The 22,723-nt window shown below is 47.3% G+C and carries 25 protein-coding genes; all 25 read left to right on the top strand.

The window, feature by feature from the left end; translation table 11 throughout:
- Position 1: 1 nt before the first annotated feature.
- Complete coding sequence (locus AB3351_RS16125; protein ID WP_371148181.1) at positions 2 to 1,117, top strand: NADH-quinone oxidoreductase subunit D; 1,116 nt, start codon at positions 2 to 4, stop codon at positions 1,115 to 1,117.
- Entirely contained in the window at positions 1,117 to 2,118 is a 1,002-nt protein-coding gene (gene nuoH / locus AB3351_RS16120) for an NADH-quinone oxidoreductase subunit NuoH (RefSeq protein ID WP_371148180.1), read from the top strand. Before AB3351_RS16125 ends, nuoH begins: the two co-directional genes overlap by 1 nt.
- Positions 2,119 to 2,130: 12 nt before the next feature.
- Complete coding sequence (gene nuoI / locus AB3351_RS16115; RefSeq protein ID WP_371148179.1) at positions 2,131 to 2,547, top strand: NADH-quinone oxidoreductase subunit NuoI; 417 nt, start codon at positions 2,131 to 2,133, stop codon at positions 2,545 to 2,547.
- Entirely contained in the window at positions 2,547 to 3,053 is a 507-nt protein-coding gene (locus tag AB3351_RS16110; protein ID WP_371148178.1) for an NADH-quinone oxidoreductase subunit J, read from the top strand. Before nuoI ends, AB3351_RS16110 begins: the two co-directional genes overlap by 1 nt.
- Positions 3,050 to 3,361 carry an NADH-quinone oxidoreductase subunit NuoK gene (gene nuoK, locus AB3351_RS16105; protein ID WP_371148177.1) on the top strand — a complete coding sequence of 104 codons (312 nt, stop codon included), beginning with the start codon at positions 3,050 to 3,052 and terminating at the stop codon, positions 3,359 to 3,361. Before AB3351_RS16110 ends, nuoK begins: the two co-directional genes overlap by 4 nt.
- 18 nt (positions 3,362 to 3,379) lie before the next feature.
- Positions 3,380 to 5,281: an NADH-quinone oxidoreductase subunit L gene (gene nuoL / locus AB3351_RS16100; RefSeq protein WP_415708684.1), complete on the top strand. Its 1,902-nt coding sequence runs from the start codon at positions 3,380 to 3,382 to the stop codon at positions 5,279 to 5,281.
- Positions 5,254 to 6,774 (top strand): complex I subunit 4 family protein, encoded by a 1,521-nt coding sequence (locus tag AB3351_RS16095; protein WP_371148176.1) that lies wholly within the window; start codon positions 5,254 to 5,256, stop codon positions 6,772 to 6,774. Before nuoL ends, AB3351_RS16095 begins: the two co-directional genes overlap by 28 nt.
- 6 nt (positions 6,775 to 6,780) lie before the next feature.
- Positions 6,781 to 8,322 carry an NADH-quinone oxidoreductase subunit NuoN gene (gene nuoN / locus AB3351_RS16090; RefSeq protein ID WP_371148175.1) on the top strand — a complete coding sequence of 514 codons (1,542 nt, stop codon included), beginning with the start codon at positions 6,781 to 6,783 and terminating at the stop codon, positions 8,320 to 8,322.
- Positions 8,323 to 8,418: 96 nt separating this feature from the next.
- Complete coding sequence (locus AB3351_RS16085; protein WP_371148174.1) at positions 8,419 to 8,640, top strand: DUF1146 family protein; 222 nt, start codon at positions 8,419 to 8,421, stop codon at positions 8,638 to 8,640.
- 75 nt (positions 8,641 to 8,715) lie between these two features.
- Positions 8,716 to 9,510 (top strand): YwmB family TATA-box binding protein, encoded by a 795-nt coding sequence (locus tag AB3351_RS16080; protein ID WP_371148173.1) that lies wholly within the window; start codon positions 8,716 to 8,718, stop codon positions 9,508 to 9,510.
- 23 nt (positions 9,511 to 9,533) lie between these two features.
- The gene (gene murA, locus AB3351_RS16075; RefSeq protein ID WP_371148172.1) at positions 9,534 to 10,877 is read left to right on the top strand and encodes a UDP-N-acetylglucosamine 1-carboxyvinyltransferase; all 1,344 of its coding nucleotides are present in this window, start codon (positions 9,534 to 9,536) and stop codon (positions 10,875 to 10,877) included.
- A gap of 159 nt (positions 10,878 to 11,036) precedes the next feature.
- Positions 11,037 to 12,059, top strand: coding sequence for a stage II sporulation protein D (gene spoIID / locus AB3351_RS16070; protein WP_371148171.1), 1,023 nt, complete (start codon positions 11,037 to 11,039; stop codon positions 12,057 to 12,059).
- A 139-nt stretch (positions 12,060 to 12,198) separates the two neighbouring features.
- Positions 12,199 to 12,936 carry a peptidoglycan DD-metalloendopeptidase family protein gene (locus AB3351_RS16065; RefSeq protein ID WP_371148170.1) on the top strand — a complete coding sequence of 246 codons (738 nt, stop codon included), beginning with the start codon at positions 12,199 to 12,201 and terminating at the stop codon, positions 12,934 to 12,936.
- A gap of 131 nt (positions 12,937 to 13,067) precedes the next feature.
- Positions 13,068 to 13,355 carry a sporulation transcriptional regulator SpoIIID gene (spoIIID, locus tag AB3351_RS16060; RefSeq protein WP_040304706.1) on the top strand — a complete coding sequence of 96 codons (288 nt, stop codon included), beginning with the start codon at positions 13,068 to 13,070 and terminating at the stop codon, positions 13,353 to 13,355.
- A 77-nt stretch (positions 13,356 to 13,432) separates the two neighbouring features.
- Positions 13,433 to 14,458, top strand: coding sequence for a rod shape-determining protein (gene mreB, locus AB3351_RS16055; protein ID WP_371148169.1), 1,026 nt, complete (start codon positions 13,433 to 13,435; stop codon positions 14,456 to 14,458).
- A 107-nt stretch (positions 14,459 to 14,565) separates the two neighbouring features.
- Positions 14,566 to 15,450 carry a flagellar hook-basal body protein gene (locus tag AB3351_RS16050; RefSeq protein ID WP_371148168.1) on the top strand — a complete coding sequence of 295 codons (885 nt, stop codon included), beginning with the start codon at positions 14,566 to 14,568 and terminating at the stop codon, positions 15,448 to 15,450.
- A gap of 16 nt (positions 15,451 to 15,466) precedes the next feature.
- Positions 15,467 to 16,300 carry a flagellar hook-basal body protein gene (locus AB3351_RS16045; protein WP_371148167.1) on the top strand — a complete coding sequence of 278 codons (834 nt, stop codon included), beginning with the start codon at positions 15,467 to 15,469 and terminating at the stop codon, positions 16,298 to 16,300.
- Between the two features lie 4 nt (positions 16,301 to 16,304).
- On the top strand, positions 16,305 to 16,574 hold the full coding sequence (locus tag AB3351_RS16040) for a DNA-directed RNA polymerase subunit beta (RefSeq protein ID WP_371148166.1): 270 nt from the start codon (positions 16,305 to 16,307) through the stop codon (positions 16,572 to 16,574).
- A gap of 82 nt (positions 16,575 to 16,656) precedes the next feature.
- A complete protein-coding gene (locus tag AB3351_RS16035) occupies positions 16,657 to 17,154 on the top strand; it encodes an Lrp/AsnC family transcriptional regulator (protein ID WP_371148165.1) in 498 nt (165 codons plus the stop codon).
- Positions 17,151 to 18,329, top strand: coding sequence for an aminotransferase (locus tag AB3351_RS16030; protein WP_371148164.1), 1,179 nt, complete (start codon positions 17,151 to 17,153; stop codon positions 18,327 to 18,329). The genes AB3351_RS16035 and AB3351_RS16030 overlap by 4 nt, the downstream gene beginning before the upstream one ends.
- Before the next feature lie 570 nt (positions 18,330 to 18,899).
- Positions 18,900 to 19,661 carry a YveK family protein gene (locus AB3351_RS16025; protein WP_371148163.1) on the top strand — a complete coding sequence of 254 codons (762 nt, stop codon included), beginning with the start codon at positions 18,900 to 18,902 and terminating at the stop codon, positions 19,659 to 19,661.
- Positions 19,658 to 20,350, top strand: coding sequence for a CpsD/CapB family tyrosine-protein kinase (locus AB3351_RS16020; protein ID WP_371148162.1), 693 nt, complete (start codon positions 19,658 to 19,660; stop codon positions 20,348 to 20,350). The genes AB3351_RS16025 and AB3351_RS16020 overlap by 4 nt, the downstream gene beginning before the upstream one ends.
- A gap of 36 nt (positions 20,351 to 20,386) precedes the next feature.
- Entirely contained in the window at positions 20,387 to 21,175 is a 789-nt protein-coding gene (locus AB3351_RS16015; protein ID WP_371148161.1) for a tyrosine-protein phosphatase, read from the top strand.
- 106 nt (positions 21,176 to 21,281) lie between these two features.
- Positions 21,282 to 22,334, top strand: coding sequence for a Gfo/Idh/MocA family protein (locus AB3351_RS16010; RefSeq protein ID WP_371148160.1), 1,053 nt, complete (start codon positions 21,282 to 21,284; stop codon positions 22,332 to 22,334).
- 19 nt (positions 22,335 to 22,353) lie between these two features.
- A partial coding sequence (locus tag AB3351_RS16005) for an aminotransferase class I/II-fold pyridoxal phosphate-dependent enzyme (protein ID WP_371148159.1) occupies positions 22,354 to 22,723 on the top strand: 370 nt, incomplete at its 3' end.

The raw sequence follows: 22,723 nt of genomic DNA, 5'->3' as shown, positions 1-22,723 counted from the left end.
CATGAGCTCAGGCACAGAACTCCGAACTGAAGAAATGCTGCTCAATGTCGGTCCTCAACACCCGAGTACACACGGGGTGTTTCGCCTGATTGTTAAAATCGACGGCGAAACGATTACAGAAGCGATTCCGGTGATCGGGTATCTACACCGCGGCACAGAAAAGCTGGCCGAAGATCTGAACTATACGCAGATTATTCCGTATACAGACCGCATGGATTATATCTCGGCAATGTCGAACAACTACATGATGGTGCATACAGTTGAGACAATGATGGGGCTTGAGATTCCGGAGCGTGCGGAATACTTGCGCATCGTGGTATTGGAGCTTCAGCGGGTGGCAAGTCATCTGCTGTGGTTTGGTACGTACCTGATGGATTTGGGCGCATTAAGTCCGCTGCTGTATGCTTTTGTAGACAGGGAAAAGATCCTTGGGTTCTTTAATGAGCTGAGCGGTGCGCGCCTAACGTATAACTATATGCGCGTAGGCGGCGTAAAGTGGGATGCCCCTGAAGGCTGGCTTGATAAAGTAAGAGAATTCGTCCCTTATATGCGCAATCAGATTAAAGATTACCACAAGCTTGTAACAGGCAATGAAGTCCTGATCAATCGACTCACAGGCATTGGTGTCATTACACAGGAAGATGCCATTAATTACTCATTGAGTGGCGTTCAGCTTCGTGCTACGGGCATCAAATGGGATTTGCGTAAAGATATGCCGTACTCTATTTATGATCGTTTTCAATTTGAGGTTCCTACGGAGACGGCAGGTGATTGCTTCGCCCGCTACAAGGTTCGCTTCCGAGAGATGGAAGAGTCGCTTAACATTGTCGAGCAGGCTCTTGAACAATTTCCAAAAGACGGTGAAGTTATGGCTAAGGTACCTCGTGTGCTTCGTACGCCGCAAGGGGAAGCTTATACAAGAATTGAAGCGCCGCGTGGAGAGATCGGCTGTTATATCTCAAGCAACGGAAAAGATAAGCCGTATCGCATTAAGTTCCGTCGTCCATCCTTTGCCAACCTACAGGTGCTTCCGAAGCTTGTCGAAGGGCAGAATATCGCTGACATGGTCGCGATTCTCGGAAGTATTGATATCGTGCTAGGGGAGGTCGACGGATAATGGGAGCGTATCTCGAACAAAGTTTGGGGCTTCAGAACAGTCTGGTTTTTATTCTGTCTGCTGTTGTTCTGTTGGCTATCGTACTGGGATTTGTAACCTATGCGATTTATTTCCAGCGTAAAATTCTCGGTTGGATGCAGCTTCGCCTAGGTCCAAATCGGGTGGGTCCGTTCGGTCTTCTGCAGACGGTAGCCGACGTATTAAAGCTTTTGATTAAGGAGGATATCATCCCGAAAGCAGCCGATAAACCGCTCTTTATTATCGCTCCGGTGATCGCCTTTATGCCGGCGTTCGGCGTGCTGGCGGTAATGCCGTTTACCGAGAACCTGCATTTCGCCGATATCGGTGTCGGCCTGCTGTTTTATATTGCGCTCTCTGGCATTACGGTGCTTGGTGTGCTTACAGGGGGCTGGGCTTCCAATAATAAATGGGCGCTGATTGGTGCCATGCGCTCCGCTGCTCAGATGATAAGCTATGAGATTCCACTCGTTATGTCTGTTGTCGGAGTTATTCTAATGACAGGCAGCTTGAACTTGATCGACATCGTAGAGAAGCAAAAAGAGATGGGCATGTGGTTTTTTATTCCGCAGTTTCTTGGATTCATTATCTTTATTATTGCACAGCTCGCCGAATTGAGTCGGACGCCATTCGACTTAACGGAAGCCGAGTCTGAGCTTATCTCCGGCTATCACGTTGAGTATAGCGGCTTCCGCTGGGCGTTCTTTATGCTGACGGAGTATGTGTATATTTTTGCGATGGCCTCTCTAACGACAGTATTGTTCTTAGGTGGCTGGCTTCCGCCATTTGAATTCCTCGGGTTCATTCCAGGAATTGTCTGGTTCGGATTGAAATTCTGTGCAATTGTCTTCTTTATCTTCTGGCTTCAGGCGACATTCCCGCGGATGCGTGTTGATCAGCTCATGCAGATGGGCTGGAAAGTGCTCCTTCCGCTTTCGCTGATTAATATCCTGGTCACCGCTGTGTTGAAAACGGTGCTATAAAGAGGTGATACTATGCTAGGCTTTGCCAAGGGTATGGCTTATACATTTAAACAGTTGACCAAGAAGAAAGTTACCCATATGTATCCGGATCAAGAAATGGTTTGGCCGGAGCGTTTCCGCGGCATTCAGCATTTTGCACCCGAAAAATGCATTGTATGTAACCAGTGTGCGCGGATTTGTCCAACAAACTGTATTGATTTGGTTGGAAAGAAAAGCGAAGATCCGAACAAAAAAGGAAAAGTAATTGACACGTATGATATTAACTTCGAGATCTGTATTTTGTGTGATCTATGTACAGAGGTCTGCCCGACAGAAGCGATTGTTATGACGACGAATTTCGAATTGGCTGCATATAGCCGTGACGAATTGTTTAAGAACTTGGAGTGGCTTGATCAGAACAATACGAATGTACGGGGAGGAGAAGCATAATGAGCGGTGAATTTATTGCCTTTTTCGTTCTCGCCCTGCTGACGATCGGGGGAGCGGTCTTCATGATCAGCTTCACCCGCGTCGTACATATGGTTGTAGCTCTAGCCTTCACGTTCTTGAGTATCGCTGGTCTCTATATATTGCTTGAGGCCGAGTTTGTCGGTATGACACAGATCCTTGTGTATTCAGGTGCAATCTCAATTCTGATGCTATTTGGTATCATGCTTACGCGCCATGATGCTACGGAAGTTCAGGAGAAGAAAACCCCCGCAAAATGGCTTGTTCGTATTGGGATTGTTGTGTTCTTTCTTCTCGTTTTCTTCGGAATTCAAGGTGTCCAGTGGAATAATCAGGCGGCCGATTTCACAAAGCAGGATAATGTGAAGGAAATCGGGATTCAGATGTTTACCAATTATGTGATTCCATTTGAGATGGTGTCTGTCCTTCTGCTGGTTGCGCTGATTGGTGCGATTATTCTGGCTAAGAAGGAGGCGGAAGACGAATGAGTGTACCCATTACCTCATATCTGTTGGTGGCCTTGATTTTGTTCTGTATCGGATTGTATGGTGCGTTGACGAAGCGTAACGCTGTTGTCGTTCTCCTGTCGATTGAATTGATGCTCAATGCGGTCAATATCAATCTTGTTGCGTTCGCCAAGTATGGCATGTTTCCTAATATTTCAGGACAAATCTTCTCGTTGTTTACCATTACGGTGGCAGCAGCCGAAGCAGCCGTAGGGCTGGCCATTCTAATCTCTCTGTACCGCAACCGTAATACCGTGCAGGTGGATGAGATGGATTTAATGAAGCGATAGAGAAAAGGATTGGTGAATATGGAAATGATAGCGAACGCCTGGCTTGTGCCGCTCTTTCCGCTTTTAGCTTTCGTGCTGCTTGTAGCATTCGGACGCCAGCTGAAAGAATCGGCGGCGTACGTCGGTATTCTCGCCACAGCCGCTTCGTTTGCGGTGGCGCTGCTAATCTTCTTTGAGCGGTTTGCCGAAGGTGCTAAGGATTATATCAATAACGATTTCCACTGGATTACGTTCGCTGGCCGCGAGATTACAATGGGCTTTGAAGTAAACCAGTTGAATGCAATGATGCTTGTGATTGTTACTTTAGTTAGTATGCTGGTTAATATCTACTCGCGTGGCTATATGAAGGGCGATGAACGTTTTCCGGTATTCTATCAGTATCTGGCTCTGTTTACGTTCTCTATGCTGGGTGTCGTGCTGTCGCCTAACATCCTGCAGTTGTACATATTCTGGGAACTGGTAGGGGTCTGCTCATTCTTGCTGGTCGGCTTTTATTTCTATAAGCCGGAAGCAAAAGCTGCAGCCAAGAAAGCTTTTATCGTCACACGTATTGGTGACGTTGGGCTATTTATCGGACTTGCACTGACCTTCTGGTGGATGGGAAGCTTTAACTATAGCGATATTTTCAACAAAATCGAAACAGGTACTGTCGAAGAGTGGAAGATCACACTGGTTGGTATTCTGGTCTTTATTGGAGCCGTCGGTAAATCCGGTCAATTCCCGCTTCATACATGGTTGCCGGATGCCATGGAAGGTCCGACTCCTGTCAGTGCGCTGATTCACGCCGCAACGATGGTTGCCGCGGGTGTATACCTCGTAGCGCGGATGTACGATTTATATCTGGCGTCTCCGATAGCAACGGATGTAATCGCGTATGTAGGTGGTTTTACTGCTATTTTTGCTGCCTCAATCGGCTTGACGCAGCGGGATATTAAGCGTGTGCTGGCTTACTCTACCGTAAGTCAGTTGGGTTATATGATGCTGGCGCTTGGCGCAGCAAGCGCTGCAGGTTATGTAGCGGGTACGTTCCATTTAATGACACACGCATTCTTTAAAGCTCTATTATTCCTCGCGGCGGGCAGTGTTATACATGCTGTGCACACGCAGGATATTTTTGAGATGGGCGGCTTATGGAAAAAGATGCGCATCACAGGCATTGTTTTCCTAATCGGGTGCTTAGCGATTGCAGGCGTACCACCGTTTGCAGGCTTCTGGTCTAAAGAAGAAATTCTTGTTGCAACGCTTGCTTCCGGGCATATTGATTTGTTCATCATTGCGCTTGTTGCCGCTTCATTTACCGCATTTTATATGTTCCGCCTGTTCTTCCTGACATTTAGCGGACAGGCGCGCGGTGGAGCGGACGCTCATGAATCGCCTGGTGTTATGACGATGCCGATGCTTGTATTGGCTGTACTGGCAGTTGTAGCCGGTCTGATCAATACGCCGTGGAAGCCGGTGCTCGGCGAATGGCTGACGAACGGATTTGCAGGTGGGCATGGTGCTGAACATGCTGCCCCAATCTGGGTCACCATTGTTGCCGTAGGTGTATCGGTTGCAGGTATTGCGCTGGCTTGGTACATGTATGGAAAAGGTACGGTTCCGCAAGGGCAAGGCGGTCCGCTGTATCGTCTTTCCTTCCGCAAGTATTATATTGATGAGATCTATGATGCAGTGTTTGTAAAGCCGCTGCGCATGTTAGGTAAAGGGCTGCACATATTTGATGTATGGGTAGTGGATGGATTGGTGCGCCTTGTTGCGGCCTTCACACGAGGAATTGGTGGTGTTGGAGCACGGGTGCAGAACGGGCAGATACAGACATATGGAGCGATTGCCTTTATCGGGCTTGTGCTTCTGCTTGCCGGTTTAACAATAGCAGGGGGGTACGTGGAGCAATGGCGAACTATTTTCTTACAATCTTAACGTTTTCACCGCTTCTAGGTGTGCTGTTGCTCGCCTTTGTTCCAAGAAGCCTGCCTGGTACAGTGAAAGCTCTCGGTATTCTTGCAACACTAGTTCCGCTTGTCCTAGCCATCATGCTGTATGTTAATTTTAATTCAGCGGCAGAAGGCTTACAGCTTGTACAGCAGTGGAATTGGATTAACATTCCGGTAGGTCAGCAAGCGGTTCCGATTAAATTCGAAGTCGGAGTGGATGGGCTATCGATGCCTCTGCTCGTGTTGACTACTGTAATCGCTACGATGGCTTCCGTTGCAGGGTTGACTATCAACAAGCGTTGGAAAGAGTTTTATATCCTATTTCTTATCGTCGAGATGGGCATGCTGGGCGTGTTTACATCAGCGAATCTGTTCCAATTCTTTATTTTCTTTGAGTTTACGATCATTCCGATGTTCTTCTTGATGGGGATCTGGGGATATAAAGATCGCGAGAAGGCTTCCATGAAGTTCTTACTCTATAACGGTGTGGGATCAGCGATTATGCTGATTGTGTTCGTCGCTTTGTTTATTATCATGGGTACGCTGAATATTGAAGAGATTCGTCAGCTGCTGACGGACCCGATGTCGCCGCGCAATGTGTCGGGTATGCCTGGCTTTATTCCGGATACACTTCGCTTTGGATTATTCATCGCGCTGCTTCTGGCTTTTGCGATCAAAATCCCAATCGTTCCGTTCCATACGTGGATGCTTAAAGCGTATCAAGAAGGTCACCCGGCTGTGATTATGATTTCTTCAGGCGTATTAATTAAAATCGGGGGATATGCACTCATTCGCATGAACGCGGGATTTTTTCCGGAGTGGATGAATGAACTCTCGACGCTGATTGCAGTGCTTGGGGTGATTAATATTCTGTATGGTGCTGTACTGGCATTAGCACAGGATGAATTAAAGCAGATGCTGGCCTACTCTAGTGTCAGCCATATGGGAATTGTACTATTGGGTCTGGCGGCGATGAATGCCGAAGGGTTCCAAGGGGCGATATTCCAGATGGTATCACATGGTTTGATTGCCGCGCTGATGTTCTATATCGTATCACTTATTCATGAACGTACCGGCACGAGCAACATTCGTGAACTGGGTGGACTTGCGAAGTCTATGCCGGTTATCAGCGGTATTTTTCTGACAGCGATGATGGCGTCTGCCGGCCTTCCGGGGATGTCAGGGTTTATTAGTGAGTTCCTTGCATTCGTCGGCCTGTTCGGCGCAAAACCAATCATTGCTGCCATCGGTGCACTCGGTATTATTCTAACGGCTGTATATTTGCTGCGTGCGACACTTGGAACTACGTTCGGTCCGATTCAGCAGAAGCATGAATCGCTCTCCGATGCGCAGGCCATCGAGGTCGTGCCTATGGTTGTTCTGCTGAGCCTGGTTATCTTAATCGGCGTATATCCAGCCGTATTGAGTGAGCCGCTCCAGACGACGCTGCAAAATATCGTGCCGAGGATAGGAGGGTAAAAGCCGATGAATGGTGTTAATAAATGGGGAAACCTGGCGCAATACGATTGGTCGGTGATGGCCCCTGAATTTACCATACTAGGTGTCGCTACACTCCTCTCGCTGCTCGATTTAATAATGAAAGAAAAGTCGGATCGGCGTATTCTTGCCTGGATCGGTCTTTTGGGAATTATTGTTGCGGGATATTTTGTAGTAAAGAACACCGGTCAAGATGTTGTTTCCATTTTACATGATATGTATCGCTTAGATGGCTTTGCCAACGCGTTTAAGCTGATTTTCCTCAGCGGTGTGGCGCTTGTATTCCTGATCTCGCTTAGCTACGTGGATGAGGAGCGCAATGTTAAGTACTCAGGCGAATATTATTATTTAATTCTTAGTGCGCTGCTTGGCGCGATGTTTATGGCTTCTTCTTCTGATCTGATTACCCTATTCGTTGGACTGGAGCTTCTCTCCATTTCTTCTTATATTCTGGTTGGGACAAGGAAGAAACATATTCAATCAAATGAATCGGCATTCAAATATGTGATTTCTGGAGGAATTGCTTCCGCGATTACGTTATATGGTATGTCCTTCATTTATGGAATGACAGGTTCAACCAATCTGTATGTGATTGCAGAGCGGCTGTCTGATGTATTTCAGGGCGGATTTGATTTCTTAGTCTATCTGTCATTCTTCTTATTGATCGTTGGTCTTGCGTTTAAGATTTCGGCGGTTCCCTATCATATGTGGGCGCCAGATGTGTATCAGGGCGCACCGACACCGATTACCGCTTTTCTATCTGTTGTCTCAAAAGCGGCAGGGTTTGCGATACTTCTGCGAATCTTCCTGATTGTTTTTGGAAATCTAGTGAATCTGGATATGGCATCTGGACAACAAAGTTCGGTGCTTGTAGATACGCTATCGCTGTACATTGCTATTGTCGCAGCCGCCTCCATGATTATCGGGAACACGCTCGCCCTGCGCCAGGTGAACGTAAAGCGGATGATGGCCTACTCAGGTATCGCGCAGGCTGGATATTTGCTTGTACCGTTCGCAACGCTTACGGTATTGATGTTCGAGCAGACGATTTTCTATCTTGTCGCTTATCTGCTGGCGAATATGGGCGCCTTTGCGATTATTATGATTGTCAATCGTGATCAGAATACAGAAGATATTCAATCGTTTGCAGGTCTGTATCATCGTGCTCCGTGGCTGGCCATTGCTATGACGTTCTTCCTGTTATCGCTGGCCGGTATTCCGATCAGTGCAGGTTTCTTTGGGAAATTTTACATTTTCTTAAGTACAATTGTGCACAGCAGCTACTGGTTAGCAGGTATTATGTTGGCAACGAGCGTAGTTTCTTATTACTACTATTTTGGCATCGTTCGCCAGATGTACATGCGGCCAGGTAAAACCGAGACGCGGCTCAAGGTTCCGTTCCCGATTATGCTGGTGGTACTTATTGCACTGGTTGGTACGGTAGCGGTTGGAATTATGCCGGACCCGGTTATGCAGTACATTCACAGCAATTTCCCGCTGCAGCAAATGTTCCAGGCAGGCGGACAGTAAGGATAGAGAATTACCTTTCAAAAATGTTCCCCAATGCTGATTGTGATACAATGAGCGGGGAACATTTTTTTGTTGAGAATAAGGAGGAATACGATAATGGCGGTAGCGGGAATGATTAATATTCTACTTTCGCTTGTGTTTATTGGATTGAGTTTTTGGGCGCTGCAGGCGTTCCGCTTTGATCTTTTTACAGTCAATCCGAAGGGAGCGCAGGCTAAGTTATTACAAATTTTTCTATCTATTGTTATCGGTCACGGCATCGCTTCATTCTTTAGCGACTATTTTGGCTGGACGCAGATGCTGCGACAATTTTTCTAAGGATATGACAGTATAGGGCTCCCGTTTTTCGCACAGAATGAATAGTAAAATGAGAGAAACGGGAGAGGGATATAAATGAAAATAAAGGAAACATGGAAGCATGCGCTATTGCTTACAGTAATGGGCCTGATTCTGTTTGTAGGGTACCCTGTAATAGCAGGAACGACCCAGTCATCATTAAGCCAAAAGGAAGCGTTGGACAATTCATTTGCTGATGCATATACGCTGCTTGCAGCCGTAAAGGGCATAGAGGCCCATGTACAGGAAGTACAGGTGCGTGTAAAGTGGGATACAATTCGTTTTCATGATCAGCAGCAAGCAGAGCTTTTTTTGCAAACCATTGCCAGGGCCGCTAACATTACTGTCTGGAAAGAACAAGTGCGGAACGGAATTCATATCTATCGTGGGGAAACGAAAGATCGTACAGGCATCGAACAGGAAATTTATGTACATCTACGTCCAGTTGAACATACGGACGAAATTGCCGGTGGTTTAGGTGTCACGTTCCGGGGTAAAGAAGAGCAGGTGGCGTTAATGAAAGGCATAACTGTGAATTACGCACGGATTTCTGGAAATAGTTCCGAACTACCGCAAATTATCTCTTGTGTTAGAGGAATTTATAATGGTAAACTGGAAAATGACTTGCAAAAGAAGAAAGCCAACCAATTATTGGCTTCTCTCGGAGGAAAAATGGTTGAAAGTCTGGAAGAAGAAACGGTCCTTAGCTATTCAGCTTATTCGCCCCTATTTCACACAGTTATTGCAACAAACCATCGATCCATGAACTTGCAAGTTGCCGCGCATTACGATACGTATATGCAGGGAACAGTAATAACAGCAGGACTACCAATTATTACAGCGGAATACTAGCAGGACGCGGGGGGAAATGTAACGTGGACAAGATTATTATCCGCGGTGGACGACGTCTATCCGGAAAGGTACGGGTACACGGCGCAAAAAATGCCGTACTTCCCATTATTGCAGCATCCATTCTGGCAGAAGAAGGCACGAGTACCATTCATGAAGTGCCTGGTTTAGATGATGTGTATACAATTAGCGAAGTGATTCGCGCATTAAATGTAAATATACAATACGATAGCAAAGCTGAAACACTGACCGTGGATGCAAGCGCCTTATCCAAGGTAGAGGCGCCTTATGAATGGGTTCGCAAAATGCGGGCTTCTTTCCTTGTAATGGGCTCACTTCTGGCACGTAAAGGAGCGGCACGAATTCCACTGCCGGGCGGATGTGCGATTGGTTCGCGAGGCATCGATCAGCACTTGAAAGGCTTTGAAGCTATGGGTGCCAAAGTCGAGATCGGTCAAGGCTATATTTATGCCAGTGTAGAGGGAAGATTAAAGGGTACAAAAATTTATCTCGACATTCCAAGTGTAGGTGCAACAGAGAACATTATGATGGCGGCCGTGCTTGCTGAAGGTACGACCACGATCGAGAATGTTGCTCAGGAGCCGGAAATCGTTGATTTGGCGAACTACTTAAATGCCATGGGAGCGCGTGTGCGCGGAGCCGGAACGGACACCATTCGCATTGAAGGGGTAGAACGCATGACTGGGGCCGTACATAGCGTAATTCCAGATCGGATTGAAGCGGGAACTTTCATGGTAGCTGCAGCCATTACGCGTGGTGATGTATTTATCGAGAATGCCATTACGGACCACTTGAAGCCGGTTGTAGCGAAGCTGCGGGAGATGGGTGTAACGATCGAAGAGATGGAAAACGGTGCACGTGTATATTGCAGTCCTGAACTTAAATGTGTGGATGTCAAGACACTGCCGCATCCAGGTTTTCCAACAGACATGCAGGCGCAGTTCATGGCTGTCATGCTTTCAGCAACAGGCAGCAGCATGATTACGGAGACGGTATTCGAAAACCGTTTTATGCATGTTGATGAATTCAAACGGATGGGTGCTAATATTAAGATTGAGGGACGTACTTCAATCATTAGCGGTCAATCTCGTTTGACTGGGGCTAAAGTAAAAGCTACCGATTTGCGTGCAGGTGCAGCACTCATTTTGGCGGGCTTGATTGCGGACGGTGAGACGGAAGTAACTGAGCTGCACCATGTGGACCGTGGCTATGTTGATATCGTCAGCAAGCTGCGTGGTTTGGGTGCTGACATTGAACGTCATAATACACCGGTTGTACAGCTTGTTAAAGATGAGGCAAATGATGAAATGGCTGTAACGGCTTCTTCTTCCAAAGCATCACTTGCCTAACGTGTTTTTTCGTATTTATATTATTTATGTATGTCTTTTAAAAAACCTCCCGGGAGCGTTGCTCCGAGGGAGGTTTTTTTGTGCGTGCGCATACTCTTCCCTCACCTAGCATAGATTGATAAAGTAAGTTGTCCAACAGGTAGCTGAGAGGAGTTGGGTATGAAACCGATCTTTTATACGATTGCCGCTATGATTGCAGTTTTACTTGTGGTTCCGTCTGTGCTCGTACTGATCTATCCGGAATCAACCGGAATGCCGCCACAGCAGCAGGTGGTTACGACGGCCGTACCCCCTGTTTCTATGCCAAAGATCAGTGGGAATGTTATTGATTTCTCGGTGCGTGTGTTTCGGGTCGAGACAGGAAAAATCGACTCGGTACCCTTAGAGGATTACGTGGCAGGAGTCGTATCGGGAGAGATGCCTGCTGAGTTTGAGATAGAAGCGCTGAAAGCGCAAGCGCTCGCTGCGCGAACGTATTTGGCTTTGCGCCTTTTGAAAAAAGACGTTACTGATGTGCCTAAAGGCGCCCATGTTACAGATACAGTCAAGCACCAAGTATATATGGACGACCGACAGCGCAAGGAAGCATGGGGAAGTTCCTATACATGGAAGAAGGCGCGAATCCAGCAGGCGGTGGATGAAACGATCGGACAAGTTCTCACCTATCAGCAGGAGCCGATCAATGCCACGTTCTTCTCTACGAGCAACGGATATACTGAGAATTCAGAGGAATACTGGGAAAATAAAATTCCGTATTTGCGCAGCGTAAAAGTACCGTGGGATACTGTTTCACCGCGCTATCAAGAGAGTATCACGATGACGGTAGACCAACTGGAGAAACGGCTTAAAACAAAAATTGCACAACCGGCTGCCGCAGGAGACGGCACATGGCAGAAGGTGCTGTCACGTACCGTAGGCCAGCGGGTGAAAGAAATCAAAATCGGAGATAAAACCTTTACTGGACGGGAAGTCCGTACCAAGCTGGGTTTGAATTCTTCCCATTTTTCGATGAGTGTAGAAAAAGGCAAGGTTGTGATTCGTACGCTTGGATATGGGCATGGAGTGGGCATGAGTCAGTGGGGAGCGAACGGCATGGCCAAAGAAGGAAAGACAGCACAAGAAATTGTGGCGTATTTCTATAAAGGCATTACCATCGAAAGCGGAGAGAAGTGGTTCAAGTAAAAAAAGAAAGGGGTACGCGCCGACGTATGCCCTTTTTTTCTTTCTGTACCCTATGTATAAACTTTTTATACAAAAAACTATTCTCCTATGTTTATCCGGCTCACTTCCTGTCAACACTGATTGCTGAGGTGATAAAACAATGGATGAACAAAAAAAATCAACTAAATCCTCCTCACCTGTCCAAAAAGTGAAGGCCGGTGGATGGAGACGTGTATTAGGTAAGACTTGGATTTTTCCCGCAATGTATCTAGGCGCAGCAGCTATCATTCTCGCGGGTGTAATGTGGTATCAGAGCAGCAAGGATTTTTCAACTACCCCAGCGAAACCGCAAGCTGCACCGCAGCAGAGTTCTGAGCCGATGAAAGTTGCTCAAGGCGGCAATGAACAGCCTGCCGTTCCGGTACAAGCATCTGACGATAAGCTGGCATGGCCAGCCAAGCAAGATACAACTAAGAAAGTAATGGGCTTCTTCGATGATATGTCTGATAAGAAGGATCAGGAAGCGGCGCTTGTCCAATATGACAACTCCTACTGGCCGAATACCGGTATCGCTATTGCAGCCAAAGACAAAAAAACATTTGAAGTCACAGCTTCAGCAGCAGGGAAGGTAGTTAAGGCAGAGCGCGATCCGATGCTTGGCTATCAGGTAGAAATTGAGCACAAGGATGGAATCTCCACCGTGTATGCGAGCCTTGAGGATACGAAAGTGAATGTTGGTGACAACGTGGATCGTGGTGCAGTGCTCGGCATGGCCGGCCGCAATGTCTTCGAAAAAGATCTTGGTATTCACTTACATTTTGAGGTACACAAAAACGGGGAAGCAGTCGAGCCTGAGAAGTATTTGCCGCAGGCGGAGAATGCAGCCCAGGCAAAATAAAACGAAAATAAGAGAAAATGCAGAAAAAAGGCTGAATAGTACATGCTATCAGCCTTTTTTCGCATATATGAGCCCTTGCCCCAATATATATGTATCAGACCACTGACCAATTAGCTTAGGAGGCGAGAGGCGTGCACGATTACATCAAGGAGCGGACGATGAAAATCGGCCACTACATTGTGGAAACCCGTAATACCGTTCGCAAGATTGCCAAAGAGTTTGGCGTGTCGAAAAGTACGGTGCACAAGGATTTGACGGAACGACTGCCTGAGATTAATCCCGAGCTGGCGAACGAAGTCAAAGAAATTCTGGAATATCACAAATCGGTCCGTCATCTGCGGGGAGGAGAAGCGACAAAAATTAAGTACAAAAGAAAGAGCAAATCTTATCGGAAGGAGGAAGCGGAAGAGCTTGCATAGGTAAAATTCTCCTTGTTACAGGACAATATGCATAGTACAATATTCTGATGATATACCAGTTACAGGGAGGCTCTCACATGTTGGGCAAAGATATTGGAATTGATTTGGGAACGGCCAACGTCGTTATCTATGTCAAGGGAAGCGGCGTTGTGCTTGATGAACCATCGGTCGTAGCGATTGATAGCATGACGAAGCGAGTGTTGGCTGTAGGAGAAGAAGCGCGCCGTATGGTCGGCCGCACACCGGGGAATATTGTCGCCATTCGTCCGCTTCGGGACGGGGTAATTGCGGATTTTGACATTACAGAAGCAATGCTGAATCATTTTGTGAAGAAAATAGGTGTAAAAGGGTTCATGGCGCGGCCGCGCATCTTGATTTGTACTCCAACTAACATTACGTCCGTTGAACAGAAAGCGATTCGGGAAGCGGCACAGCGATGCGGAGCGCGAGAAGTGTTCCTGGAAGAAGAACCTAAAGTGGCTGCTGTAGGGGCCGGAATGGATATTTTTCAACCGTACGGCAATATGGTGGTCGATATGGGCGGTGGAACAACCGATGTAGCCGTGCTTTCTATGGGAGACATCGTCACCGCCTCTTCTATTAAGATGGCCGGGGACAAGTGTGATGTTGCGATTATGAAGTATATTAAAGACAAGTACAAGCTTCTAATCGGCGAGCGCACCGCTGAAGATATTAAGGTTCAGATCGGTACCGTTTTTCATGGATCACGTAAGGACGAGATCGATATTCGCGGCCGCGACATGGTCACTGGATTGCCGCAGACGGTTACGATTACCTCGGAAGAAGTATGCGCAGCACTGCAGGAGGTAGCACAGGCAATCGTTCTTGCTTCAAAGTCCGTGCTGGAGCGTACGCCGCCTGAGCTGTCTGCTGACATTATTGATCACGGAATTATGCTTACGGGCGGCGGAGCTTTGCTGCACGGATTGGATCATCTGCTTGCCAACGAGTTAAAAGTTCCGGTGCTTGTGGCAGAGAATCCGATGGCCTGCGTAGCAATGGGAACAGGCATTATGCTTGAGAATTTGGACAAGTCCCCACAAATTGCGCAACGTAAATTACGGAAAAAGATGTTCTCTTAGGTATCCTATCCTCTACTTTTTCTGGTATCATGTTGCTATAATAGAGAGAAGCTTTGATTCCAATTTTTTGCCGGTCATGTGTACGTTAAGAAAGCAAGGTGAAGAAAATGCTGCGTGGATTAGATGCTGCTGCCTCTGGTATGATTGCCAATCAGGCGCGGCAGGACGCATTGACGAACAATCTGGCGAACGTGAATACGCCAGGCTATAAAGCCGATCATTCCACTTTCCGTACGTTTCCTGAGCTACTGTTAGAGAGGATTCGCGACAATGAAGCCGGAGTGGCTGGATTGCCTGCATTTCCTGGACCTAAGCAGATGATTGGACGCCTCTCCCATGGAGTGTACAATCAGGAGCTGGTGCCGAACTTCCTCCAGGGAGATGTGCTTGAAACCGGTAAAGTGCTTGACGTGGCACTGGTTGATGAAGGTCTGCCGATGGTGGAAGCGAATGGAGAACAGGTGCAGCCTCGCATGTTCTTCGCCATTCAAAAGCCCGGAGAAGAAGGGACGTACTATACGCGTAGCGGTAACTGGACAATGAACGCGCAGGGACAGTTGACCACGCTAGAAGGCTATCCCGTGCTGGCTGCTAATGGACAGCCCATTAATTTACGGGCGCTTCTTGGCAATGCGCCGTTGAATAAACAGAATTTGCAGGTGACACCTTCTGGACAGTTGATTGCGCCGGGCAATCCGACCGCACCTCCTATACAGCTCGGACTGCATCGTATCGATAATCCGGCTGGCACGCTTATGAAGGAAGCCGATACGACGTTCCGCTATACTGGGCAGGGAGCTCCGGCATTATATAACCCACAAAACGATACGCCTGTATCGATAAGGCAAGGGTATATTGAGCGTTCTAATGTAGATAGCGGACAGACGATGATTAACCTAATGACGGTACTGCGCAGCTACGAGTCCAATCAGCGCGTACTGCAGGCATATGATATGACACTTCAGAAGTTAAATGAAGTCGGGAAATTGTAACGGGAAGGTGTAAGCAATGAACCATTCTATGATTAACTCCGCCGCCGGTATGCGCGCGATGCAGCTGCGTGTAGATACGATTGCTAACAATATCGCCAATTCTGATACGGTAGGATACAAGAATCAAGATACAGCGTTTGCTTCCCTTCTGGTTCGTCACCTCGATAACCAGCCGTATGCTTCAAAGGAACCGAACCGGCTTACTCCATTAGGTACACGGCCTGGTTTTGGAGCGAAGGAAGCGATACTGCAGACGGATTTTAATCAGGGCGCAGTGAAGAATACAGATGTGCCAACCGACCTTTATTTGCAAGGCGAGCAGGCATTTTTTCGTATTCAGCGCATGCAGGCGAACGGCGAACAGGCATCATTGTTCACAAGAAATGGTAATTTCAAGCTCATGCCGATGAACGGCGCCCTGCAACTGGTTACTGAGACAGGCGATTTTGTTATGAATAACGGAGACAACCCGCAACCGGTTACGATTCCGGCTGGAGCCACTAACTTCACGGTTAAGGCGGACGGACAAATCCTGTATCGGTTGAACGGAAGCGAGCAGCTTGGTGCACGTATTGGCGTATATAGCGTCCAGAATCCGAATATGCTGTCGCAAGTCGGGGAAAATTATTATCAGGTTCCTCAGGAATATACCCAGCTAAGCAATCCGGGGCGTGCACAGATCCCGCAGGGTATCGCTGTACATCAAGGAGGACTTGAGATGTCCAATGTCGATCTGCGTAAAGAAATGACGACATTGATCGAAGCGCAGCGCGCCCTTCAATTCAATGCGCGTGCTCTTTCGTATAATGATCAGATGTCGGACATCACCAATCGAATTTTTAGAGGTTGATAGAATGTCGGAACAGAGTAAAACATCCCAACGGGCTACCGCTTCAGGTGCGGTGGCACAGGAAGGTAAAGAAAAGAACGCGGCTGTAAAAAAGAGAGCAAAGCGAAGAGGCGGAATGCCGCTGTTGCTTAAGATTATGCTGGTTCCGTTTCTGCTTTTTATAGCTCTGCTTGCTGGACTGATTGCAGGATACAGCATTGTAGGAAACGGTTCAGCTCTTGACGTGTTTGATATGAATACATGGAAGCATATGTATAACCTTGTGTTCGGGTAAATGAACACCTTTTTTTATGAGCAATATACTGAAAATTGATATAAATGTCATAGTAGAAAGAAAATAGAGAGGATGGATAAAAGTGGAGAGAGATAAACAGCGGGAGCTGCTGCATATTCTAGAAGAAAACAGCCGTCGCTCTTTGGATACAATTGCGACGATGCTAGATACCAGCGTAGAAGAGGTTAAAGAAACGGTTGCAAAATTAGAGCAAGAGAAGGTGATCATCAAGTATCCTGCCATCGTAAATTGGCAGAAGGTTGATGAGGACGATCTTGTTACGGCTATGATCGATGTCAAAGTAACGCCAAAGCGTGAAGTCGGATTCGATGACGTGGCAGAACGTATCTATCGTTTTCCCGAAGTACAATCCGTGTATTTAATGTCTGGTGCCTATGATCTGTCTGTCGTCATCGAAGGCAAGACGATGCGTCAGGTAGCACAGTTCGTATCTGAGAAGCTGTCTGCGCTTGATTCCGTTCTTTCGACAACGACACATTTTATTCTAAAAAAATATAAACATGACGGTGTAATTCTAGAACAGCCGGAAGATGACAAAAGGATGGTTGTTACGCCATGAGTATGTCTCACGTTGCTAACAGTCGTCTGTCCCGTACGATTCAATCGATTCCACCATCCGGTATCCGCCGCTTTTTCGAATTGGCATCTTCAATGGAAGGTGTCGTCTCACTTGGAGTAGGGGAGCCGGACTTCGTTACACCATGGAGCACGCGCGAAGCAGCCATCACTTCACTTGAGAGGGGATATACTGCTTATACGTCTAACAGCGGCATGTATGAACTGCGTGAAGCGATTTGTCAGTATTTAGCATCGTCTTTCGATGTGCACTACAATCCGGATAACGAAACAGTAGTTACTGTTGGAGCCAGTGAAGGAATTGATCTCGCACTGCGCGCAATCCTCGATCCAGGTGATGAGGTGCTGGTGGTCGAGCCGTGCTATGTATCATACGATCCGTCCGTTCGTTTGGCAGGCGGAGTTCCTGTTGCGATCCAAACATCAATCGAGCAGCAGTTCAAATTAAAGCCGGAAGATATCGAGGCAAAAATTACAGACCGAACAAAAGCGATTATCTTCTGCTTTCCAAACAATCCGACCGGATCGATTATGACGAGAGAAGAGCTTGCTGCGCTTGCTGGTGTAGTAGAGAAACATGATCTGATCGTAATTTCTGACGAGATCTATGCGGAGTTAACGTATGATACAAACCATACAAGCTTTGCCTCTCTTCCAGGTATGAAAGACCGGACCATCCTGCTTTCAGGATTCTCTAAAGCCTTCGCAATGACCGGATGGCGGGTTGGATATGCGGCAGGACCGGAGGATATTATCCAAGCAATGGTCAAAATTCATCAATATACAATGCTGTGTGCGCCAATTATGGGGCAGGTAGCAGCACTCGAATCGCTGCGTCATGGCATGGAAGCGAAAGACCGCATGGTAGAGAGCTACCGTCAGCGGCGGAATTATATTGTGAAGTCGTTTGAGCAGATTGGTCTGTCCTGTCATCAACCGCAGGGTGCTTTCTATGCGTTTCCGTCTATTGAGTCTACGGGGATGACAGCGGAGGAATTCGCCGAGAATCTAATTCTCGAACAGAAAGTGGCCGTTGTACCAGGTCATGTCTTTGGTGAAGGCGGAGCCAAGCATATCCGCTGCTCGTATGCAACATCGCTAGAAAACTTGGAAATTGCCATTGATCGCATGGATGCATTTCTTCAAGCACACAAGTAAAAATAACACCGAAAAGGTCAAACGGGTGGAGATAGTATAAGTTTTTTCGCTGCTTATCTCCTGCTTTTTACCCCGGACCAGGCAAAAGAGAGGCGTATACCGCCTCTCTTTTTTTGTTGAGAATCGACAATAAAAGCAAAAACAGCCAAAAAAACACAGAAAATCGCAAATTTTTTTGGCTGTTTATGCCTGGATTTTAATGGGATAAATTACATAAAAAAATAGGTGTCAAGGAAAAAAGTAGGAATTATATTTCTGTATTTTCTGTCATTTGTTGTCGAAAGTGTTGAATTGCCTGTTATATCAGTCTAGACATGCATTTTGCATGAAAATGCATAAAAACGCTTTTCATACATTTTTAACAAATTGATCATAGAAAAACAATGGAACGTTAGTAAATCAATTAAATTGTAAATGATAAATAGAAAATTAAAAAAGATAGGTTGGTATGAAATGACCAACAACAGTAAGACAAAATACAATCTTTGTATCATTTTTCATTCCATTGCCTTGGTATATAGTGTTGTACGTGAAGGACATCAACAGAAAACTTAAGAGAGGAATTGGAGGATGCCACAACAAGAAGAAACAATGAATGTACAAGAAGTTGTTACTACTCTTCGTAAGCGATTCTGGATGATTGTTCTCGTCACGCTATTCTTTGTCGCGGCGAGCGCAGGGATTACGTATCTGTTTATGACCCCTGTTTATCAGGCAAAAGCTGAGTTATTGGTGAACAAATCCCAAGTGGGGGAGAAGGCAGGATCGATTTCCCGTAATGATATTGAATCTAACCTACAATTAATTGAGACATATAGTGTCGTCATGAAAAGTCCGCGTGTAATGGATAAGGTAGCACAGAAGATGGGAGAGCCAGATCAAAGTGCAGCGTTGACAAGACAGATTAATGTGTCAGCCGTCAAGGATTCGCAGGTCATCTCCATCGAAGCGAAGGATCCAGATCCGCAGCGGGCAGCCAAAGTCGTCAATACGGTCTCGGAAACATTTCAACAAGAGATCAAAAACATTATGAAAGTCGATAACGTACAGATCCTGACAACGGCGAAAGCGAATGCGATCGGCGGTCCTGTACAGCCGAAGCCTCTTGTGAATTTGGCCGTTGCATTCATTGTTGGTCTTATCTTCTCTGTAGCGCTGGCGTTCCTGCTTGAATACTTGGACAATTCGTTGAAGACGGAAGAGGACATCGAAAAGCATCTCGGTCTTCCGGTTATTGGCTCGATTGCTGTAATTGAAGCCGATGAGAAGGCAGGCGTCCACAAGGCGGCAGAAAAAACAGCCCAAGTGGCGGCGGCAGGTGAGAGATCATGAGTACAATTGGCGTATTAAACAAGCGGTATGAAAAGCTAATAGCACACTGGGACCCGAAATCCCCAGTATCAGAAGCGTACCGAACCCTGCGTACGAATATACAATTCGCAGGTGTGGACCAGGAAATCAAAACCATTCTTGTGACAAGTACTGCTCCGGAAGAAGGGAAGTCGACGACATCGGCAAATCTAGCGGTAGTAACCGCACAGGCGGGCAAGCGTACGCTGTATATTGATGCAGACCTGCGGAAGCCTACCGGACATCAGACCTTTTATGTGTCAAACCGTCGCGGCTTGACAAGCTTTCTCGCCGGACAGACCGCATTGGAGAATACGGTACAGCAGACGGGCATTGAGAATTTGTTCGTCATGACGGCCGGGCCGATTCCCCCGAATCCATCGGAGCTTCTGGGATCGAAGAAGATGCGGGCAGCCTTAGAAGAACTGCAGACTCATTTTGATTTCATTATTCTGGATACGCCGCCTACGCTGGCTGTAGCGGATTCCACTATCCTGGCAAGGATGGTGGACGGCTGCATCCTGGTGGTTAACTCAGGTAAGACGAACCGTGATATGGCGAAGAAAGCGAAGCAGCAGTTGGAGAATGCGCATGCCCGTCTGCTTGGCATTGTGCTCAACAACAAGAAGGCAAAGAAGAACGAAGACTATTATTATTACTACCAGCAATAGGAGTATGTCAGGCTGCGAAGGAAGGGGGAGCGGGAGATGAATGTAGACATTCATAATCATATTTTGTGGGGGCTTGATGACGGAGCCAAAAGCCCGGAGGATACGATTGCGCTGGCGCGTGATGCGGTACACAACGGCATCACGCATGTGATCGCGACACCACACCACAAAGATAGCCAATATGAGAATCCCGCTTCCGTTATTCTTCAGCGGGTAGAAGAAGCGAATCACCTGCTTACAGAGCGAGGGATTGACTTAACGATATTGCCGGGGATGGAATTGCATCTGTACGGGGATATTGTGGCGGATTTTCGGGCGGCAGAACGGACGCTTCTGACATTGAATGAGACAGAATGCTATGTGCTGCTTGAGTTCCCGTATGATCATGTACCTGCCTATGCACAGCAGCTTCTGTTCGATTTGCAGGTCGAAGGCTACGTCCCGATCATTGCACACCCGGAGCGCAATCATGACATAAGGGAACGCCCGTCTATTCTATACCGCATGGTAGAGAAAGGGGCGCTCGCCCAGTTGACGGCGGCAAGCGTCGCGGGAGAGTTCAGCGCGAAATACCGCACGATTTCCCGCAGATTCATTGAACATGATTTGATACATTTTATTGCCTCTGATGCACATAATGTTACGCGCCGAGGGTTTGCTCTTCAGGCGGCGTATGATTGGATCGATGAGGAGATAGGGCCGGAGTACACGCGATTTTTTCAAGAGAATGCGCGGCGGCTCGTCTCCGGTCAGGATATTGCAGCGCCGGTTCCGCGCTCGTTTGAGAAAAAGAAAAAACGAAAGAAATTCTTAGGGATTTTTTAGGCAAAAAATCACCCATTATATCTTATTTATACAGAGTATTACTTAATTATATAAGCAATCCTATTACTTTACAATCATTCAGATTATTGACGAAGGAAGTGGCTCTATGTCTACCATTTCATTTGCTATTGTTGGGTGCGGGCATATCGCAAATAAGCACATCGAAGCGATTCGGAATATTCCGAATGCCGAGCTTATCGCAGTCTGCGACACCAATCCTACACGGTTGAACGAGTATACAGAACAGCACGGTGTGCGCGGGTATTTATCACTCGATGACATGCTGGAGCAAGAAGACAAGCTTGATGTGGTAAGCATCTGCACGCCAAGTGGACTGCATGCGCCGTTGGCGGTACAGGCTGCCGCAGCCAAGAAACATATCATTGTGGAAAAGCCGATTGCGCTGACACTTGAGGATGCGGACCGTATCATTACAGCGTGTGAAGAGAATGGCGTCAAGCTATCGGTCGTGCATCCCAATCGCTTCCGCCCGGCTGTAATGGAGCTTAAAAAGCTCAAAGATGCAGGGCATTTCGGTAAACTCAGCCACGTCAACGCGACAGTGCGCTGGAATCGAGATCAGGCGTATTATGACCAGGCGCCTTGGCGCGGAACGAAAGAGATGGACGGCGGTGTGCTGATGAATCAGGCCATTCATAACCTGGACTTGATGTACTGGCTGACCGGGCCGGTGGAGGAAGTGCAGGCTTATAATGCTACGCGCCTGCGCAATATTGAAGCTGAAGATGTATCGGTTGCTGTACTCAAGTTCAAAGACGGTACACTTGGCATCATCGAAGCGGCAGCAACGATCTACCCGAAAAACTATGAAGAGTCACTGAGTATTTTTGGGGAAAGAGGCACAGCCGTTATCTCCGGTCGTACAGCGAATTGGATAAAGCACCTGATTTTTGAAGGCATGTCGGAGGAAGAGACGGCACAGCTCATCAATCAGATAGAGCAGGACCCATTCGGTACGCCAGGACACCAACATATCATCGCCGATATGGCCCAGGCCATTCGCGAAGATAGAGAACCGCTCGTTACTGGACAGGATGGCCGCAATGCATTGCAGCTTGTCCTAACCGTATACGAAGCGGCAGAGAGACACGCGCCCGTTACATGGGACGACAACAAGGAAGCAGTTAGTACGCACTAGTGAGAGGAGCATGGGAAACATGGAAAAAACAATGAGAAAAGTATCTTTGCTGGATTTAACCGCTCAATATCAAGACATCAAGCCGGAAATTAAGCAAGCAATTGATAATGTGCTTGAAAGCGGCAACTACATTATGGGACCGTATGTGAAAAACTTTGAAGCGGCCGTAGCGGAATACTGTGGTACGAAGCATGCGATTGGTGTCGCCAATGGAACCGACGCGCTGCTTCTGACGCTTGATGCGCTCGGCATCGGACCGGGGGACGAAGTTATCACTTCTCCGTTTACGTTTTTCGCATCAGCGGAAGTCATCTCACAAGTAGGTGCCACACCGGTATTTGCCGATATTGATCCGAAGACATATAATATCGACCCCGCGAAGCTAGAAG

The organism is Aneurinibacillus sp. REN35, assembly GCF_041379945.2.
Classification (GTDB): Bacteria; Bacillota; Bacilli; order Aneurinibacillales; family Aneurinibacillaceae; genus Aneurinibacillus.
This window is presented reverse-complemented; position numbering and strand designations above follow the sequence as displayed.

Coding starts and splice junctions, on each gene's coding strand:
- AB3351_RS16110 (WP_371148178.1), top strand. CDS start 2,547: ATGAGCGGTGAATTTATTGCCTTTTTCGTTCTCGCCCTGCTGACGATC.
- nuoK (WP_371148177.1), top strand. CDS start 3,050: ATGAGTGTACCCATTACCTCATATCTGTTGGTGGCCTTGATTTTGTTC.
- AB3351_RS16080 (WP_371148173.1), top strand. CDS start 8,716: ATGAAAATAAAGGAAACATGGAAGCATGCGCTATTGCTTACAGTAATG.
- AB3351_RS16020 (WP_371148162.1), top strand. CDS start 19,658: ATGAGTACAATTGGCGTATTAAACAAGCGGTATGAAAAGCTAATAGCA.
- AB3351_RS16065 (WP_371148170.1), top strand. CDS start 12,199: ATGGATGAACAAAAAAAATCAACTAAATCCTCCTCACCTGTCCAAAAA.
- nuoI (WP_371148179.1), top strand. CDS start 2,131: ATGCTAGGCTTTGCCAAGGGTATGGCTTATACATTTAAACAGTTGACC.
- AB3351_RS16085 (WP_371148174.1), top strand. CDS start 8,419: ATGGCGGTAGCGGGAATGATTAATATTCTACTTTCGCTTGTGTTTATT.
- mreB (WP_371148169.1), top strand. CDS start 13,433: ATGTTGGGCAAAGATATTGGAATTGATTTGGGAACGGCCAACGTCGTT.
- AB3351_RS16025 (WP_371148163.1), top strand. CDS start 18,900: ATGCCACAACAAGAAGAAACAATGAATGTACAAGAAGTTGTTACTACT.
- nuoN (WP_371148175.1), top strand. CDS start 6,781: ATGAATGGTGTTAATAAATGGGGAAACCTGGCGCAATACGATTGGTCG.
- AB3351_RS16015 (WP_371148161.1), top strand. CDS start 20,387: ATGAATGTAGACATTCATAATCATATTTTGTGGGGGCTTGATGACGGA.
- AB3351_RS16010 (WP_371148160.1), top strand. CDS start 21,282: ATGTCTACCATTTCATTTGCTATTGTTGGGTGCGGGCATATCGCAAAT.
- AB3351_RS16030 (WP_371148164.1), top strand. CDS start 17,151: ATGAGTATGTCTCACGTTGCTAACAGTCGTCTGTCCCGTACGATTCAA.
- AB3351_RS16095 (WP_371148176.1), top strand. CDS start 5,254: ATGGCGAACTATTTTCTTACAATCTTAACGTTTTCACCGCTTCTAGGT.
- AB3351_RS16050 (WP_371148168.1), top strand. CDS start 14,566: ATGCTGCGTGGATTAGATGCTGCTGCCTCTGGTATGATTGCCAATCAG.
- AB3351_RS16040 (WP_371148166.1), top strand. CDS start 16,305: ATGTCGGAACAGAGTAAAACATCCCAACGGGCTACCGCTTCAGGTGCG.
- AB3351_RS16125 (WP_371148181.1), top strand. CDS start 2: ATGAGCTCAGGCACAGAACTCCGAACTGAAGAAATGCTGCTCAATGTC.
- nuoL (WP_415708684.1), top strand. CDS start 3,380: ATGGAAATGATAGCGAACGCCTGGCTTGTGCCGCTCTTTCCGCTTTTA.
- AB3351_RS16045 (WP_371148167.1), top strand. CDS start 15,467: ATGAACCATTCTATGATTAACTCCGCCGCCGGTATGCGCGCGATGCAG.
- spoIID (WP_371148171.1), top strand. CDS start 11,037: ATGAAACCGATCTTTTATACGATTGCCGCTATGATTGCAGTTTTACTT.
- nuoH (WP_371148180.1), top strand. CDS start 1,117: ATGGGAGCGTATCTCGAACAAAGTTTGGGGCTTCAGAACAGTCTGGTT.